This window comes from Myxococcus eversor (genome assembly GCF_010894455.1).
Taxonomy (GTDB): domain Bacteria; phylum Myxococcota; class Myxococcia; order Myxococcales; family Myxococcaceae; genus Myxococcus; species Myxococcus eversor.
The window spans coordinates 69,732-86,598 of record NZ_JAAIXY010000017.1 but is presented as its reverse complement, the minus strand read 5'-3'; the positions used below and the strand labels follow the sequence as shown (position 1 = coordinate 86,598).

Sequence of the window (16,867 nt, the reverse complement as noted above, 5' to 3'; positions counted from 1 at the left end):
ACGCGAAATCAGTTTCAACCGTGTGTCTCATTCTAGGCCCCCATCAATTCCTGTCAAACCAGCACAGGCCGCTTAAGGTGTATCAATAAACACGCACCGCCACCGGAACGCGGCGTTGGGCAGACAAGAGATTTCCGGTGCGGTTGCGCGGTGGCGAGCAGGCTGGGAGCCCGCACCGGGTGAAGGCAGGCGGACCGCGAGGCCGTCTGGAGGCCGCCCCTGTCGCGGAGGAGCGGGCCGCCGACCTGGACGTGCGGGTGCGTCATGTGGGGCTTCGGTGGAGTCCGGGCTCCGCGTTGGGTAGGGTTGGGCCCCTTGTCATCTTGGAGCCCCCACCTTTCTCCACCAGGGAGCACCCCGTCTCATGGCTGAGAGTCCCGCCGCGCAGAACAACAAGTTCCCGCCGCAGATACCGTTCATCATCGGCAACGAGGCGTGTGAGCGCTTCAGCTTCTACGGGATGCGGAACATCCTCACGGTGTTCCTCATCGACTACCTGCTGAAGAACGCGGTGCCCGACTCAGGGCTGCGCGAGGCGCAGGGCAAGAGCCTGATGCACACCTTCATGGCGGGGGTGTACTTCTTCCCGCTCATCGGTGGCTATCTCGCGGACCGCTTCTTCGGGAAGTACCGCACCATCCTCTGGCTGAGCATCGTGTACTGCGTGGGCCACGCGTTCCTGGCCTTCTTCGAGAACAACGCCACGGGCTTCTTCGCGGGCCTGACACTGATTGCGGTGGGCAGCGGCGGAATCAAGCCGTGTGTCGCGGCCATGGCCGGAGACCAGTTCAACGAGTCCAACAGCCACCTGGTGAAGAAGCTCTTCGCCATCTTCTACTGGACCATCAACTTCGGCTCGTTCTTCGCGTCGCTGTTCATCCCGCTCTTGCTCAAGAACTTCGGGCCGGCCGTCGCGTTCGGCATCCCCGGCGTGTTGATGTTCATCGCGACCATCATCTTCTGGTTGGGCCGGCGCCACTACGTCATCGTCCCGCCGACGGGGGCCAACCCGCACTCGTTCTTCAAGGTGGTGGGCAGCGCGCTGAAGAACCGGGGCCAGGGCGGCCACTGGCTGGACGGCGCCAAGACGGCGCACCCCTCGGAGTCGGTGGAGGGCGTCAAGGCGGTGTTCCGGGTGAGCGGGCTGATGCTGCCCTTCGTGCCCTTCTTCTGGATGCTGTTCGACCAGAAGGCGTCCACGTGGGTGGTGCAGGCGCGCTCCATGGACCTGAACATCCTGGGGTTCGCCTTCCAGCCGAGCCAGATGCAGTTCGTCAACCCGCTGCTGGTGATGCTGCTCATCCCCCTGCTGACGGCGGTGGTCTACCCGCTGTTCCAGCGCTCCGGGTGGGAGCTGACGCCGCTCAGGCGCATGCCGCTGGGCCTCGTCTTCGGCGCGGTGTCGTTCATCATCGCCGGCTTCTTCCAGGTGGCGATGGAGAGCGGCACGGTGCTGAACATCTCCTGGCAGATCCTCCCGTACATCGTGCTGACGCTGGGCGAAATCCTGATGTCCACCACGGGCCTGGAGTTCGCGTACACGCAGGCGCCCCGGGAGATGAAGGGCACCATCCAGAGCGTGTGGCTGGTGACGAACACGCTGGCCAACGTGGCGGTGGCCATCTCCGCGGCGCTCAACATCTTCTCCGGCTCCGGGCAGTTCTTCTTCTACGCCGGCATGGCGCTCATCGCCGCCGTGGGGATGATGCTGGTCGCCCGCCGCTACGTGGTGCGCGACTACTTCCAGACGTCCGCGCCCCTCCCCACCGAGGAGCGCAACGCCGCGGGAATCACCGCCCGGTCGGCCTGAGAAAAGAGCAACGCCGGAGCCCTCGAATCCTGGAGGAGCTCCGGCGTCAGGTGCTTCAATCGAAGAGGCGCGCTGCCCGTGGAGGAGCGCGCCCCTCGTCGTTTCGACTCAGGCCGCGGCCACCGACGAGCCGCCCGAGGTCTGCTCACCTGGAGGCGCGGCGGGCTTCACCTCGTCGGTGCCGTGCATCATCCGCTTCAGGATGGGCGCGACGACGAGGAGGATGGCGCCGGAGATGCCGGTGCCGATGGTGATGTAGAGGAACACGTCGAACTCGCCCAGCTTCTCCGAGTAGCCGCCGATGACGCCGGAGAGCTTGTTGGCCGCCGCGTTCGCCAGGAACCACACGCCCATCATCGCGGAGACGATGCGCTGGGGCGCCACCTTCGTCACCATGGACAGGCCCACCGGCGACAGGCACAGCTCGCCCATGGTGTGGAACAGGTACGCCAGGATGACCCAGTACGCCGCCGCCTTGCCCGCCGCCGCGCTCTCGTTGGACGCGCCCAGCATGAAGAGGAAGCCGGTGGACAGGAAGACGAGCCCCATGCCCATCTTCACCGGGATGCTCGGGTCCTTGCCGCGCGCCGACAGCCAGCCCCACAGCCCCGCGAACACCGGCGCCAGCAGCACGATGAACGCCGAGTTGAAGTTCTGGAACCACGTCGTGGGCACCTCGAAGCCCAGCATGTTCCGGTCGACCTTCTCGTTCGTGTAGAGATTCATCAGGCCGCCGGCCTGCTCGAAGCCCGTCCAGAACGCGACGACGAAGATGGCGATGATGAAGATGACGACGATGCGGTCGATTTCGTCGCGGCTGAAGCCCTTCTTCTCCGCCGTGCCACTGGCGCGCTCCTCCAACGACGGCTTCACCGGCGCCAGACCCACCGGGCCCAGGAGCTTCTTCTGGAAGAAGAGGAACGCGAGGAGGCCCAGGAACATGCCCACGCCCGCGGAGCCGAAGCCCCAGTGCCAGCCAATCTTCTCGCCCAGGGTGCCGCAGATGAAGTTGCCCAGCACGGCGCCCAGGTTGATGCCCATGTAGAAGATGGTGAAGGCACCATCCCGGCGACCGTCACCCGGCGCGTACAGCCCACCCACCATGGTGGAGATGTTCGGCTTGAAGAAGCCGTTGCCGACAATCAGGAAGCCCAGGCCCACGTAGAACATCGTCACGTTGGGTAGCGCGAGGACGAGGTGGCCGATCATCATCAGCGTGCCGCCGAGCACCACCGCCTTTCGCTGGCCGATGAACTTGTCCGCGATGAAGCCGCCGACGATGGGCGTCAGGTACACCAGGCCGGTGTACGTGCCGTAGAGGCTGAGCGCCTCGCCCGTGGTCCACCCGAAACCACCGTTGACCTTGCTCGTGAGGAAGAGGACGAGCAGGCCTCGCATGCCGTAATACGACATGCGCTCCCACATCTCGGTGAAGAACAGGAGATACAACCCTCGCGGGTGCCCCTGGCGGGCAGCGCCCGCGGCTACGGTTCCTTGCATGCCGTGGTTTCCTTCGCTTCTGTGGTCGGGTGTGACGGAAAGAGCACTTGACTGTAGCAGACAGCGCTAGAGCCGTGCGCAAGTGGACAACAGAGGCGGCCGAGAATTCCCCAGCCCCCTGGGTTGCCCTGCTCACGTCAGGGCGCGTCGTGAGGTGAAGCCCGCACTTCAGCCGAGCCGGCCCACGCGCGACTCGCCCTGCCCGTCCGCGCCGTTGCCCGACGAGGAGCGGCCCGGGGGCCGAAGAGGCAGGTGCACCTCCACCTGAGTGCCCTTGCCCGGCGTGCTGTGGACCTGAATCCGTCCGCCGTGACGCAGGATGATGCGGCGGCTCAGGGCCAGCCCTAGCCCCGTGCCCTCGCCGGCGGCGCGGGTGGAGAAGAAGGGCTGGAACAGCCGCTCCATGTCCTCCGAGCGGATGCCCACGCCGTCGTCGCTGATGGTGACGATGGCCTCGTCGCCCTGGCAGGCCGTGGCGACGCGCACGCGGCCATGCTCGCCCACCGCGCGCAAGGCGTTGTCCAAGAGGTTGAGCCACACCTGGTTGAGCGAGCCCGGGTCCCCCTGCAGGGGCACGGTGCAAGCGTAGGCCCGCTCCACGGTGACGCCCGAGGGCACCTTCCACGTCAGCACGCCGAGCGTGGAGTCCAGGAGCGAGTCCAGCGACAGCATCGTCGGCGTGTCGGAGGTGCGGGTGAAGGACAGGAGCGACTCGGCGAGGTGGCGGATGCGCTGGCCACACTCCTCCATCACCTCCACCATGGCGCGGCTCATCTCCGCGTCCGGCGTGTTGTCCGCCAGCACCTCCTTCAGCGGCGCCAGCGCGTTCATCAGCCCGTTGAGCGGGTTTCGGACCTCGTGCGCGAAGCCCGACGTCAACAGGCCGATGGCCGCCAGCCGCTCGTTCTCCGCGGAGCGCACCGCCGCCTCGCGCAGGCGCAGCTGTGTCTCGATTCGCGCCAGCAGCTCGCGCGGGCTGAAGGGCTTGCCCAGGTAGTCATTGGCGCCCGAGCCCAGCGCCTCCACCTTCGCGGAGACCTCCTGCCGCGCGGTGAGCAGGATGACGGGGATGTCCACCGTCGCCGTCTGCTCGCGCAGCGCCACCAGCATCTGGAGGCCGGACAGCACGGGCATCATCACGTCGGAGACGATGAGGTCCGGACGCTCGGAAATGGCACGCTGCCGGCCCTCCTCGCCGTTGACGGCCTCCAGCACCCGGTAGTGCTGCTTGAGCAGGCCGGCGATGAAGCCGCGAATCTCCACGTCATCCTCCACCACGAGGATGCGGGGCGCTTCCGGACCTGGCCCCGCGTGGTCCCGGGCCGGCGCCACCACGGAGGCGCGGCCGTTGTCCGGCACGCCCGTGTCCAGCGAAGGGAACGAGCCGGAGATGCGGCGATCCCTGCGCACCGGCATCTCCGCGCGGCGCCGCTCGCGCAGGTCCTCGCGGATGTGCGCGCGGCCCTTGGGCAGGCGCACCCGGAAGATGGAGCCCTTGCCCAGCTCGCTCGTCACGGCGATGCCGCCCGAGTGCAGCTCCAGCGTCTCCTTCACCAGCGCCAGGCCGATGCCCGTGCCGCCGAAGCGCCGCGTGCCGCTGTTGTCCGCCTGCGCGAAGCGGTCGAAGATGACCTGCGTGTCCTGCTGGGAGATGCCCTGGCCGGTGTCCTCCACGTCCACCAGCACGTCCTTCTCGTCCTCGAGCACGCGCACCGTCACCCCGCCCGTCTGGGTGAACTTCAGCGCGTTGGACAGCAGGTTCTGGAAGACGATGTCCATGCGCTCGTGGTCCACCTCCACGGGCGTCACCTCGCGCCCCTCCAGGCGCAGGAACACGCCCTGCCTGTCGGCCATGGCGTGGAACGGCGGCAGCACGGTGCTCAGGAAGCCGTTGAGCTCCAGCGGCTGGTAGCGCAGGCGCGCCTTGCCCGATTCGAGCTGCGCCAGGTCCAGCAGGTTGTTGATGAGGCGCAAGAGGCGCTGGGCGCTGCGCTCCATGGTGGTCACGTGCTGCATGACCACCTCCGGGTTGTTCTCCTCGCCCCGGCGCTCCAGGGACTCCAGCGTCAGCAGGATGAGGGTGAGCGGCGTGCGCAGCTCGTGGCTGACGTTGTCGAAGAACTCGCTCTTGAGGCGGTCCAACTCCTGCTGGCGCACCAGCGCGTCCCCCAGCTTGCCGTTGGCCTCCTTGAGGGCCTGGGTGCGCTCCGCGACACGGTCCTCGAGGGCCACGTTGGCGCGGAAGATTTCGTCGTAGCGCTGCTGCAGCTCCACCAGCGAGCCCATGATGGCCTCGTTCTGCGAGCGCAGCGCCTCGTCCTTTCCCTTCAGCTCCCGGCGGCCATCCAGCCAGCCGCCCATGGAGAAGCCGGCCAGGGCCAGCACGCCCACGCAGAACACCGGATTGCCCAGCCCCGCGGCGCTCGCCGCGAGCCCGCAGACGGTGCCCAGCACCAGGCCCAGATGGTGTCCCCAGAGCGACGGCGGGTCCGTCCACGTCAGGTGGTAGCGGCACGCCGGCGCGCCGTGAACCTGGCACTCCAGCTCCCGCACCTCCGCGGGCGCCAGGCCCCAGATGGTGGGGAACGACGCGAACTGCCCCATCCGCAGCTCGCAGATGTTGCGGTCCTGCTCGACGATGGTGCTGCGGTACGACAAGTCGAGCCGCTCGCGCTCCAGCCGCTCCACGTGGAAGGAGCCCACGCGGTTGTAGCTGGGGGAGAACTCAATCGTCTGCCGGTAGCACATGCGCGGCGAGCCGACCGCGCGCAGCATGTAGTAGACGAAGCCCAAGGCCTGCGGCGAGGCGGTGAACAGGCCCGCCTGTCGCATGAACTGCGGGTCGCCCGACTCCGTCTGGAGCACGGACGCCACGCGCTCCAGGAAGCGCAGCGAGACGAAGTTCGTCGGCGTGCGCATGTAGTCCAGGCGGAGGCTGAAGCCGTGCTCCTCCCAGATGCGGTGGAGCCGCTCGGCGCCGTAGCGCCGCTCGAAATACAGCAAGAGCGTGGCGGTCGCTCGCGTGCCCACCTCGGGCGCGTTGTCGGGCGGCTGCGCTTCCGCCCCCTGCGGGGCACTGTCACTCAAGGCCGGGTTCCCTCCGTCACCAGCGTCACCGCATACTTGAGTCCGTCCGGGTCCGCCAACATGCGCAGGAAATCCCGGCAGTGTTCCTGGTAGGGCTGCTCTCCGCCGAAGGCCGGCGCGGCCACTGGGGCCAGCGCGGCGAAGCGGACCTCCCAGTCCTTCATCAGCCGCTCATCCGCCGCTCCGGCGACCATGTAGAAGGGCATCAGGTGCACGCGCACGTCGCGCAGGCCCGCCTGACGGAACTCCGAGAAGAGCTTGCGGCCCACGTGCAGATCAAACCCGCGCGTGGCCAGCGCGTCGACGATGCGCTGGGTCCCCTCCCGGAGCGACTCCGGGAAGGGCCAGTTCTGGAAGCCCAGCCCGTCGATATCGGAGACGACCACCTTGCCGCCCGGCCGGGTGACCCGCATCAACTCCGCGAGCGCGACGGGCCGGTCCGGCAGGTACTCGAAGACGTACTGGCTCCAGACATAGTCGACGGAGGCGTCGGGCAGGCCCGTGCGGCGGATGTCCGCCTGGGTGAACCGCAACCAGGGACGGTGGGCGTTGCGCGCCGTGGCCTCGCGCAGCCGGTCCTCGTTGAGGTCCACCCCGGTGACGTGGCCCGTGGGGCCCACCAGGTCCGCCATCGTCTCGGAGATGCCCCCCGGCCCGCAGCCCGCGTCCAGCGCCCGAGCACCCGCCACGAGCCCCGTCGAGCCCAGGAGCGCCCGGACGTATCCGGACGCTCCTTCCTGCGCGAGCAGCCGTCGTCCTTCCTCCGTGGACTCCATCAAGTACATGAAGGGTCCTCGGCGGTGGCGCGACGCGGGCGGCTGAGCCGCTCGAAGAGCGAGCGCCACAGGTCGCACCAGCGGCGGACCATGGAGCGGTGGAAGATCCACTCGCAGAAGCGCCCATTGTCCCCGAAGCCGAGCCGCGCCAGCAGCGGCGCGTCCTCATCCGCCACCAGCGCCACCGCGGAGGGACGCCCGCGTCCACGCGCGTGTTCGATGCACCGGCGCACCAGCGCGAGCAGCGCCTCCTCCGTCTTCGGGTTCGAGCGGTCCGCGACCTCCAGCCAGAAGCCGTTGGTCACCTCGATGAAGCTCAACCCGGGAGAGGCCTCCTCCACCAACGCGAGCGCCAGGGGGCCGTCTTCGCCATCCACGACGAACATGCGCCTGTCCCTGTAGAGCCCGGCCGCCGCGAAGCGCGCGCGCATCCGGTCCTCCGCGTCCGGCTCCGCCTGGAGGTCCTCGGCCAGCACCCGGACGACCTCGCCCTTCGCGCGCAGGTGCGCCTCCAGCCAGGCCCGGTCCTCGGGGCGCCCCTCCCTCACCGTCAGCGTCGTCGCGGGAACCTCCGGAGCCCCCTCCAACGCCAGGCGCATGTAGTGGAAGGTCCGCAGCATGCTGAAGCCGCGGTTCTCCATGACGCGGGCCAGCCACGTGCCCAGCCGGTTGGGCCACCGGTTGTCGCTGCGCCACATGTACCGCAGGAACTCCACGTCCTCGATGGCCTCGCCCATCTCCACCGCGAGCGCCGTCAGGTCGTTGGCGATCTGCTCGTGCCGGTGGAAGCCCGGACGGACGGCCAGGTGCTGCACCAGCCACGAGCCCGAGTGCATCCTCAGCCCGCCCACGTGGCCCATGATGGCTCCCGAGTCCGCGTAGAGGATGGAGCGCCCCAGGTCCTTCGCCTCGGCCAGCCGCTGGTGCGTGTGCTCCAGCGCGTCCAGGTAACCCGCCTCGCCCCCGAAGGGGTAGTCCGGATGGAAGGTGTAGTGGGACTCCTCCATCATCTTCCAGATGTCGATGAGCTTCTCCCGCCCACCATCCCGCGAGGCGCCGCTGCGCGAGGCCATGAAGGCGTCATGGATGGCGTCGCGGACCTTCGGAGGGACCTCCAGCAGTCGCACGCCGCAGCGGTAGGGACGCAGGCTGCGGTCGAACCGGCTGTCGGTGTTGACCGCGTCCACCGAGCGGACCTCCGCGCGACACGGCACCTCCGAGCCATCCGGCAGCAGCAGCGCGACCTCCAGCTGCGAGCCGGCGGGCAGCACCTCGCACGAGGCGTCGAAGGGAAAGGCGAAGCCGCGCCCGCTCAGGTCCAACACCGAGCGGGTGATGCGCTCGCCGTTGACGGGGGCATTGAACGTCACCAGGAACCGATGGTCCGGCCCCAACCGGAAGCGCTGCAGGCCTCGCCGGTTCTGCAGTCCCACGGAGCGCGGCACGCTCAGGAACGCACCGTTGTCGCCCCGACGCAGCACGCTGGTGGCGCCCGTGTAGCTCTGACCGCCGACCTCGAAGGTGAGCTGGAGCACGTCCCCCGCGTCCGCGGGGAAGGCGCCGTCATTGAAGCCCCGGAGCACCGCGCGCCCGTCCTGCAACTCCACCACCGGCGCCTCCAGTCGGAAGTGCGACGAGGGCGTGTCCAGGAAGTGCAGCCAGATGGGCGTCTCGCGCCGCACCGCCTTGCGCAACAGCGCCAGGACGATGACGGGGTCCCGCATCCGGGAGGTCGGGGGCGCGGTGGCCTCCTCCAACCCGTCGCTCCAGGCGATGCCCAGGCGCAGATAGGACTGCGAGCTGGCCTGGACCTGCTGGGCGTGGCGGATGAAGGCGCGAGGAACCTGGAGCACCTTCTTCCCGTGACGCTCGAAGGTCAGATCCTCCAGCACGGTGCCCTGGAGGAACGCGCCGATGGAGGCGGTGAGCGGCACGCGCAGCGCGGCGCCGAAGTTGCCGACATCCAGGCAGCCCGCCTGATGCGTCACGCCATTGAGCCGGAAGTGCACCGACAGCGAGCTGGCCGGAGTCACCCGGGCGGAGGAGCGATGCTGGAGGATGTTGGTGAGACGCCGGCCCAGCTCCGACACGGTCAGCCCGTCATCCAGCGTGTTGAAGACGTGGCCTTCGGCGGCCGTCTCCACGAGTTCCTCCAGTCCTTGACGGTCCGACTGCGCGCACACGAAGACGCGCACGGCCTCCGGGGCCGCCCTGTCGACATGTCTCAGGAAACGTCTCGCGTTCTCCGGTGGGGCGATGATGAGGGTGGGCGCGGTGGCTTCCATTCTCCGCGTGGCTTCCACCTGGGACTCCACCGCCACGACACGGTGGACTCCCAGGACCTCGGCCAGCGCGGCGCGCCGGCCCTCGTTCGGATGCACAATCAGGACGTCCTGAGTGGGGACACTCATGCTCTCTCCTCGACGGGAAAGGCGTTCAAATGGAGAAGGGGCAGCTTCAACTGCCTGCCCAAGGCCACAGGTCCGGTGCCGCCCCCTCTCCACCAGCCGATCGCGTGTTCTCGACCCCGAATGTGTGGCTTGTCCAAGCTTGACAGCAAGGCGACTGCCTCCCTCCGGGCCGACCCGGAGGATTGCGCGGAGTCTACCCTCTCCGCGCCGTCAGGTGATGCGGGCATGCATCGCACTTGCACGAAGGGGGACGGTGGCAGAGTCGACCCAGGGCCCGCCAGCGACAGCCGTCCGTTCGCCCGGCAGCCGACTTCCGACGATGTGGCCTGGCCCCGGCGACCGAGTTAAGTGTCGACCAGGCAAGGAGGTGCCATGGGCACCGAGGTGGATTACGCGCAGGAAATCCAGGAGCTCAAGCGTTCCATGAACGCTGTGATTCTTGCGCACTACTACCAGGAGAGCGAAGTCCAGGATGTCGCGGACTTCGTCGGGGACAGCCTCGCGTTGGCGCAGGCGGCGGAGCGCACGGAAGCGGACGTCATCGTCTTCTGCGGTGTGCACTTCATGGCGGAGACGGCGAAAATCCTGAATCCGACCCGGCAGGTGCTGCTCCCGGATTTGAAGGCGGGCTGTTCGTTGTCGGACCGGTGCCCGCCGGCGGCCTTCAAGGTCTTCAAGGAGAAGCACCCGGGCGCCTTCGTGGTGAGCTACGTGAACAGCTCCGCGGCGGTGAAGGCGATGAGCGACGTCATCTGCACGTCCTCCAACGCGGTGCGTATCGTCAACCAGGTGCCCAAGGAGCGGCAGATCCTCTTCGCCCCGGACCAGCACCTGGGGCGCCACGTGATGAAGGAGACGGGCCGGGACATGGTGCTGTGGCCGGGCAGCTGCATCGTCCACGAAATCTTCAGCGAGAAGAAGCTGGTGGGGCTCAAGGTCGAGCACCCTGACGCGGAAGTCGTGGCCCATCCCGAATGCGAACAGTCGGTGCTGCGGCACGCGGACTTCATCGGCTCCACCAAGGCGCTCCTGGAGTACGTCATCAAGAGCCCGAAGCAGAAGTTCATCATCGTGACGGAGGCGGGCATCCTCCATCAGATGAAGAAGGGCGCGCCCCAGAAGACCTTCATCCCCGCGCCGCCCGACAACGGCTGCGCGTGCAACGAGTGCCCGTACATGCGGCTCAACACGATGGAGAAGCTCTGGAAGTGCATGAAGGACCGGACGCCGGAGCTGACCATGCCGGAGGGTTTGCGGGAGGCCGCCCGGGCTCCGTTGCAGCGCATGCTGGAGTGGTCCAGATAGAGCGGAATCTGTCGTCGCAGCGGACATTTGCCAACTCGCGTCTTGCGCCGGAAAGGCCGGGGTGCAATGGAGCCATCCGTGGCCTTCCGATTTCTCGCAGTTCCGTCGCACCGGCTGGTGGAACACCCCCAGTCGCTGCCGGTAGATGAGCGCCTCGAGCCGGACCTGCCGCCGGTCCACGAGGCGGTGGAGCGCGCCCTGGCGGGCGCCGAGTTCCGCGATGTCCGCGCCAAGGACCGCATGCGCTCCCTTCTTCAGGGGGACAAGCCTCCCAAGCTGGGAGCTCCCGAGACGGGGTTCGGTCCTTCCGCGGTCTTCGCCCAGCCTCCCCAGGACTTGCCCGCGCTCTTGAGGTTGGCGGACGAGTTGGAGAGCCTGGCCCGGCGCGAGGCGGGTGAGCGCGCGCTGGTGTGGAAGTGCGGCGACTGCGGCGCCCGGTACGCGGTGCCCGTGGCCCTGGTGCGTCAGGTGTCCATCCGCTGTGAGCGGTGCGGGACGCCGGTGGAGCTCAACTCCACCCGCAGCCTGGGTGAGGAAGCCCTCATCGACCCCTTCCAGGGCGCGGTGAACCACAGCCGCAAGGAGCTGGCGTCGTTCTTCCGCGAGGCCATGGCCCGAGGCTGGCCCGTCCTGGTCGCCGAGGACCGTCGCGTGTTGGCGGACCCGGGCCCGTCGGCCTGAGTCGCCGCCGAGGACCGCCGCGGACAAATCATGCGGCACGCGCTCGTCCAGCTCCTCCGGTGTCCTCGCTGCCGCCGTGGCGCCCTCCGTGCGGAGGCGCCCGCGCCGGTGCTGATGTTCGGGCCGCTTCGCTGCCCGGAGTGTCGCGCCAGCTATCCGGTGGCCGAGGGCGTCGCTGACCTCGTCCTGGAGCACGCCACCGCCGGAGGACTCCAGCGCGGCCTGGAGAGTCGCTGGGTGGCCCGCTCCTACGAGCGCTATGTGCGCCCCGCGCTCCAGCGCGCGCTCCTGCGCCGTCCGCTCGACACGGACAGCGAGTACCTGCTCTATCGCAGCCTCCTGGGCACGCCCGAGGGGCCGGTGCTCGACTTGGGCTGTGGCACGGGCCTGGTGGCGCGGCGGCTGGCACGGGAGCCGGCCTTTCCCCTCGTCGTGGGCCAGGACGTGTCGCCCGCCATGCTGGAGGAAGGCGTGGCCCAGGCGCGCGAGGCGGGCGCGACGGTGGACTTCCTGCGCGCGCAGGCGCCCGCGCTCCCCTTCCAGGACGGCACGCTCGGCGCGGTGCTGATGGCCGACTCGCTCCACTACCTGGAGGACCTGGGCCGGCTGATGCTGGAGGTGGCGCGGGTGCTGCGTCCGGGGGGCCGCTGGGTGGCGAGCACGTACGCGCCCCCGGGCTCCGCCTCCGGTGTCCTGCACCGCCGCGTGGGGCTTCACCCCCGGGGCGAAGCGACACTGCGAGCGGCGGCCAGCGCGGCGGGACTGGTGCGCTTCGAGCGCGTGGCCCTGCCGCCACTCCTGGTCCTCAAGGCGGAGAAGGGCTCCGCCGAGGTGCCTCGCTGAATCAGATGAAGATGCCGGCGGAGGCGTCGTAGCGGCGCGCCTCGTCCAGCTTCAGCTCGGCGGGACGGCCACGCAGCGCGTCCATCACCTGCCGCTTGGGCTTCTGGCACTTGGAGCACTCGCACGAGCCCTTCTTGCAGGTGCAGTCCGCCTTGCTGCCACACTGGCACTTGGCGGCCATCAGCGAGTCGAGCGCGTCCAGCGGACGGTCCACCTCGCCACCCGTGGGCCGCGGCTTCTCGGGGGCGGGAGCCGCCTCGGGGGCAGCGGTGTCGGGAGCGGGCTTCGCGGCCTCCTCGGACTTCGCCCGTGCCGCCTGGGCGTGGGCCTCGCAGGCGCTCGCCGCCCGGGGGGCGAGCAGCAGCAGACCGCTGGCCAGCAGACCCGCAGCCACCATCGTCGCGTTGCGTGTCATGTGTGCTCTCCTTCGGGAGACTCTCGGCCTCGGCTCCCGTTCATCGGCGCCTATAGCGCAGCCCCCGTCGACTGCCAAGGTCGACGGCCATACCTTTGTCTACCCGGCGCGATGGGCCCGAGCCCTCACGTCGGTTGCTCGCCGGGCAAGGAAGCGACGCATACAGTCCGGCACCTCTCGTGACGAACCCCAACGCCCGCTTTATTCAACTCGCCGCCCTGGTGCTGGGAGCGCTGCCCCTCTGGGTGTCGAGCCACCTGCCGATGGTGGACCTGCCGCAGCACCTGTACCTCATCTCCGTGCTTCACCGGCTGGATGACCCGAGCACGCTGTATCCCCAGCTCTTCGAGGCGCGACATGCGCTGACGCCCTACCTCGGCTACTACTACCTGGTCAGCGCGCTGAACTGGCTGCTCCCGCTGGACCTGGCCAACCGCGTCTTCCTCACCGCGTACGTGGTGGGCCTGCCGCTGAGCCTGGGTTTCCTGCTGCGTTCGCTGAAGCGGCCGACGTGGCCCTCGCTGCTCGCCCTGCCCTTCGCGTACGGCGACAGCTTCGGCTGGGGCTTCATCAACTACTGCGCGGCCCTGCCGCTGACGTTTCTGTGCTGCGGCTTCTTCGTGCGAGCGCTGGAGGACGTGCCCCGGCGGCGCACCTGGGCGTGGGCGCTGGCGGGCTGTCTCGTCGCGGTGCTGCTGTTCCATGTGCAGGCGTTCGGGTTCCTCGCCTTCGGGCTGCCGTGGTTGCTGCTCACCACGGCGGTGCCGGAGGACTCCACCGCGCGGGGGCTCATGGCGCGGCTGCGGCCCCGGCTGCCGGCCCTGCTGGGCGTGGTGCCCGGCGTGGCGCTGTTCCTCGGCTGGGTCGTGCTGCGCTTCGGCGAGCCGCCGGACATCCAGCCCGGCGCGCCCTGGAAGGCGTGGGGCCCCACGTTCTCCCCGCAGAACCTGGGGTGGAAGGGCTTCGCGCAGAACCGCGCGGAGCTGTTCGACGTGCTCGCCAACACGCTGCGCGACGGCTCGGACCGGTGGGCGATGTACGCGGTGGGCGCGGTGGCGCTCGCGGGCTGGGTGGCGGCGCTCGTGCGTCCAGGGCCCGTGGGCACTCAAGGTCCGGTGGCGCGCGCGCGGCTGCTGGGGCTCGGGGTGCTGGCGCTCGCGCTCTACTTCCTGCTGCCATTCGACATCCGCGGCTACGTCTACTACCTCAACACGCGCTACGCGCACCTGGCCGCCGCGCTGCTGGTGGCCACCGCGCCCGCGACGATTCCGGAGTGGCGGGTGCCGCTGAGGTGGGCCGCCGGGGCGTGCGCGCTGGTGCTGGCCTTCACGCTGGGCCGGGGCTTCCGCGCGTTCTCCCGCGAGGCGTCCGAGTGGGAAGGCCTGGTGGCGGCCACCGGGCAGAAGCCCCGCGTCATGGGCCTCATCTATGACCCGGGCTCGCGAGTGGTGCGCTTCCCGGTGTTCATCCACTCGGCGGCGGTGCTGGCGCGCGAGCGCGGCGGCGTGCCGAACTTCACCTTCGCCTCCACGCCGCACTCGCCCCTGCGCTATCGGGGAGAGGTGCCTCCCACCTTCCCGTCCGAGTGGCGCCCCCAGGACGTGAATCTCGACACGCAGGGCGCCTGGTACGACACCTTCGTGGTGCGCGGCGTCCACCCCTCGCAGGTGTTCGGCGCGCGCCTCCAGTCCGAGCTGTCGGTGGTGGGACAGTCGGGCCGGAGCTGGCTGGTGCGACGGCGCTGAAGTCGCGGGCGAGTGTGGCCTGGTGGGCGGGGCACCCATGCGGGTGGTGCCGGGGGGCCTTCATCACGGAGTAGAAGTCCCCGGATGAAATCCTCCGCTTCGGACCCTCGCTCCCTGCTGGACGCGCTGCGCGCAGGCACCTCGCTGTCGGACTTCCCGGCCGACGCGGTGGAGTCCGCGCGGGCCCTCGCGAAGGACCTGGGCTCCGCCACGCCCGCCCGCGTCGAGGCCCTCCCCGAGCCGCTCGCCGCCGCCCTCCTGGAGGCCGCGGTGCTGGACGGACAAGCCGCGCTGCCCGAGGCGCTGTCCACCTCCACCGTGAAGCCCCTGGCCAAGCTCGCCAAGAAGGCGCTGTACCGCCTGCGCTCACGCGGCGTCTCCATCCCCGAGTCCCCCCGCGCGGCGCCTCCAGAAGCCCCCCGCCCCGCCCCGACACCGGAGGCGCTACCGGCCCTGGCCAGCACGGTGACGGGCCGAGGAGAACGGGCCCTCGTCCTGGGCCGAGTGCTTCGCGGCGGTGGCGTGGAGATGGCGCAGGCCCTCCTCTCCGACGAGCAGGGCGTCCTCCAACTCGAGCTCCAGGAGGCGAGCCGGGGCGCCTGGCGCCGCATCATCAAGGACGGCCTGGAGCAGGGCGGCGCGGTGGAGCTGTCCGTGAACGAGGCCGCCGCGCTGCTGGCCGAGGCCGCCGGCCTCAACCTGCGCGCCCACACGCCCTTTCCCGAGGGACTCGACGTGGCGCTTCGCCACTTCGGCGTGCAGCCCCAGTTGGAGCCCACAACCCTGCCCCCGCCAGAGCCGGAGGACGTCCGCCGCGCCATGGAGGGAGACGTGCTGCACGAGACGCCGGAGCTGGCTGCGTGGCTCCCGCCGGAGTCCATCACCCAGCGCCTGCTCGCGAAGCTGGACGAGGTGGTGGTCAGTCCCCTGGCCCTCAGCGACGTACAGCGCCAGGACCAGCTCCAGGGCGCCGTGCGAGCGGTGACACAGGAGTACTTCACCCCCGACATGTCCCGGCGCTACGCCCTGAGGCTGTGGAGGATGGCGGACTTCTTCGAGCGGACCGGCCGACCCCGCGAGGCTGACATCGCCCGGGGCGAGGCCCGGCGCCTCTTCCACGGCGCCGACCAGCCCTACTCCCGCTTCGCCGAGCACCTGTTCGAGAAGGTGGTGGGACTGGTCGCCGCCGCTGGAGCCCGGCAGGAGGCCGCGGCCCGGCGAGAGGCGGGCGCTCCAGGCACCCGGGCACCCTCGCCCGCGGAGGCCGCCCCCACCCAGGAGCGGCGCAGCCCCGGTGGCCTCATCCTCCCCTGAGCCCTGGGGAGGACGGGCCGCCCGGCACGTCAGTCCGGCGAGACACGGGCGCGCAGCAGCAGGTCCAGGTTCTCCTGCTCCCAGGCCTGCGCCCGCGCGTAGTCGTGGAAGCGCTTCTCGTGCTCCATGAGCTCCGGCGGGTGGATGCAGCGCCGCCCGTCGTCGCCCTTCCGCGTCCGGTAGATGTGGTGGAGCATCTCGTGGAAGACAATCCACTCCACGAAGTAGCGGGGCACCACCGGCTGGTCCAACGCGGGATGGATGCGGATGACCTTCGAGTCCGCCGAGTAGGAGCCCATCTTGATGCTCTTGCGGGGTCCCTTCACCCGAGGCGCCGGGCCGTAGGTGATGGCGGCGTCGATGGGCCGGGTGCTGAAGTAGCGCTCGTTGAGACGCTCGAAGATGCGCTCCAGGTCATGATGCTGACCCAAGGGCTCCAGCCGGATGCGCTTGCGCATCTGTGCCGGAGACAGCCGCCGGATGTACATCTTGTTGCGCTCGATGTAGCGGTCCAACAAGACGCTCGCCTCCGGGTCCCCCTTGCGAACGAAGCTGGCCAGGGCCTGGACGATGTCATCCGGCGCCGCCAGGAACATGTGGTGCAGCCGCAGCCGCCACATGGTCCGGTGACGTTGGAAGGTCAGCATCGTGTGCGTGTTGTCGTGGACCTCCACCGCCACCTTCGCGCGTAAGCGCGTGCGGAGGCGGCGTTCGAGCACGCGTCTCCAGACCTTCACCAGCCGGTTCGGCTCGGGCGCGACAGGCAGCTGTCGCACTACCCGTCCGGCCGTGTAACTCCGCTTCGTCACGATGTTTTTCTGCTTCTTGAGGCGCGCCATGGAGCGCCGGATTCTACGGCCCCGTCTGACATGCGCAATGCGCGCGCGACTCGGAAAAGCTAGGAAATCCAACGACTTAAGGGCACTCAAGCCCACCCAGTCCCACGTGTCCGTTCCGGGGGGAGGCCCGCGCATACGGGC

At 69.4% G+C, this 16,867-nt stretch carries 12 protein-coding genes; 6 read left to right on the top strand and 6 right to left on the bottom strand.

Features of this window, described 5'->3' with window-relative positions; all coding sequences use genetic code 11:
• The first annotated feature begins 364 nt into the window (after positions 1–364).
• Complete coding sequence (locus G4D83_RS30345) at positions 365–1,810, top strand: POT family MFS transporter (protein ID WP_163868348.1); 1,446 nt, start codon at positions 365–367, stop codon at positions 1,808–1,810.
• 108 nt (positions 1,811–1,918) lie between these two features.
• Here G4D83_RS30345 and G4D83_RS30340 read toward each other — a convergent pair whose 3' ends face one another.
• The 4 genes from G4D83_RS30340 to G4D83_RS30325 form a co-directional block, all read right to left on the bottom strand.
• Positions 1,919–3,310: a peptide MFS transporter gene (locus G4D83_RS30340; RefSeq protein WP_163868347.1), complete on the bottom strand. Its 1,392-nt coding sequence runs from the start codon at positions 3,308–3,310 to the stop codon at positions 1,919–1,921.
• Positions 3,311–3,478: 168 nt separating this feature from the next.
• Positions 3,479–6,397 (bottom strand): ATP-binding protein, encoded by a 2,919-nt coding sequence (locus tag G4D83_RS30335; RefSeq protein WP_205522747.1) that lies wholly within the window; start codon positions 6,395–6,397, stop codon positions 3,479–3,481.
• Positions 6,394–7,182, bottom strand: coding sequence for a methyltransferase domain-containing protein (locus G4D83_RS30330; protein WP_205522746.1), 789 nt, complete (start codon positions 7,180–7,182; stop codon positions 6,394–6,396). The genes G4D83_RS30335 and G4D83_RS30330 overlap by 4 nt, the downstream gene beginning before the upstream one ends.
• The gene (locus G4D83_RS30325; protein ID WP_163868346.1) at positions 7,173–9,584 is read right to left on the bottom strand and encodes a PilZ domain-containing protein; all 2,412 of its coding nucleotides are present in this window, start codon (positions 9,582–9,584) and stop codon (positions 7,173–7,175) included. The genes G4D83_RS30330 and G4D83_RS30325 overlap by 10 nt, the downstream gene beginning before the upstream one ends.
• Positions 9,585–9,956: 372 nt before the next feature.
• On the opposite strand from G4D83_RS30325, the gene nadA reads away from it, so the two are divergent.
• The 3 genes from nadA (at position 9,957) to G4D83_RS30310 (ending at position 12,413) form a co-directional block, all read left to right on the top strand.
• Positions 9,957–10,889, top strand: coding sequence for a quinolinate synthase NadA (gene nadA / locus G4D83_RS30320; protein WP_163868345.1), 933 nt, complete (start codon positions 9,957–9,959; stop codon positions 10,887–10,889).
• Between the two features lie 78 nt (positions 10,890–10,967).
• A complete protein-coding gene (locus G4D83_RS30315; RefSeq protein WP_163868344.1) occupies positions 10,968–11,570 on the top strand; it encodes a zinc ribbon domain-containing protein in 603 nt (200 codons plus the stop codon).
• 30 nt (positions 11,571–11,600) lie between these two features.
• Positions 11,601–12,413, top strand: a complete 813-nt coding sequence (locus tag G4D83_RS30310) for a class I SAM-dependent methyltransferase (protein ID WP_205522745.1) — start codon at positions 11,601–11,603, stop codon at positions 12,411–12,413.
• Between the two features lies 1 nt (position 12,414).
• On the opposite strand, the gene G4D83_RS30305 is transcribed toward G4D83_RS30310, so the two are convergent.
• Entirely contained in the window at positions 12,415–12,828 is a 414-nt protein-coding gene (locus tag G4D83_RS30305; protein ID WP_163868343.1) for a metallothionein, read from the bottom strand.
• A gap of 179 nt (positions 12,829–13,007) precedes the next feature.
• On the opposite strand from G4D83_RS30305, the gene G4D83_RS30300 reads away from it, so the two are divergent.
• Both G4D83_RS30300 and G4D83_RS30295 read left to right on the top strand, forming a co-directional pair.
• Positions 13,008–14,573: a hypothetical protein gene (locus tag G4D83_RS30300; RefSeq protein WP_163868342.1), complete on the top strand. Its 1,566-nt coding sequence runs from the start codon at positions 13,008–13,010 to the stop codon at positions 14,571–14,573.
• An 84-nt stretch (positions 14,574–14,657) separates the two neighbouring features.
• Positions 14,658–15,887: a hypothetical protein gene (locus G4D83_RS30295; protein WP_163868341.1), complete on the top strand. Its 1,230-nt coding sequence runs from the start codon at positions 14,658–14,660 to the stop codon at positions 15,885–15,887.
• A 29-nt stretch (positions 15,888–15,916) separates the two neighbouring features.
• Here G4D83_RS30295 and G4D83_RS30290 read toward each other — a convergent pair whose 3' ends face one another.
• Positions 15,917–16,726, bottom strand: a complete 810-nt coding sequence (locus G4D83_RS30290) for a hypothetical protein (protein ID WP_163868340.1) — start codon at positions 16,724–16,726, stop codon at positions 15,917–15,919.
• Positions 16,727–16,867 lie beyond the last annotated feature (141 nt).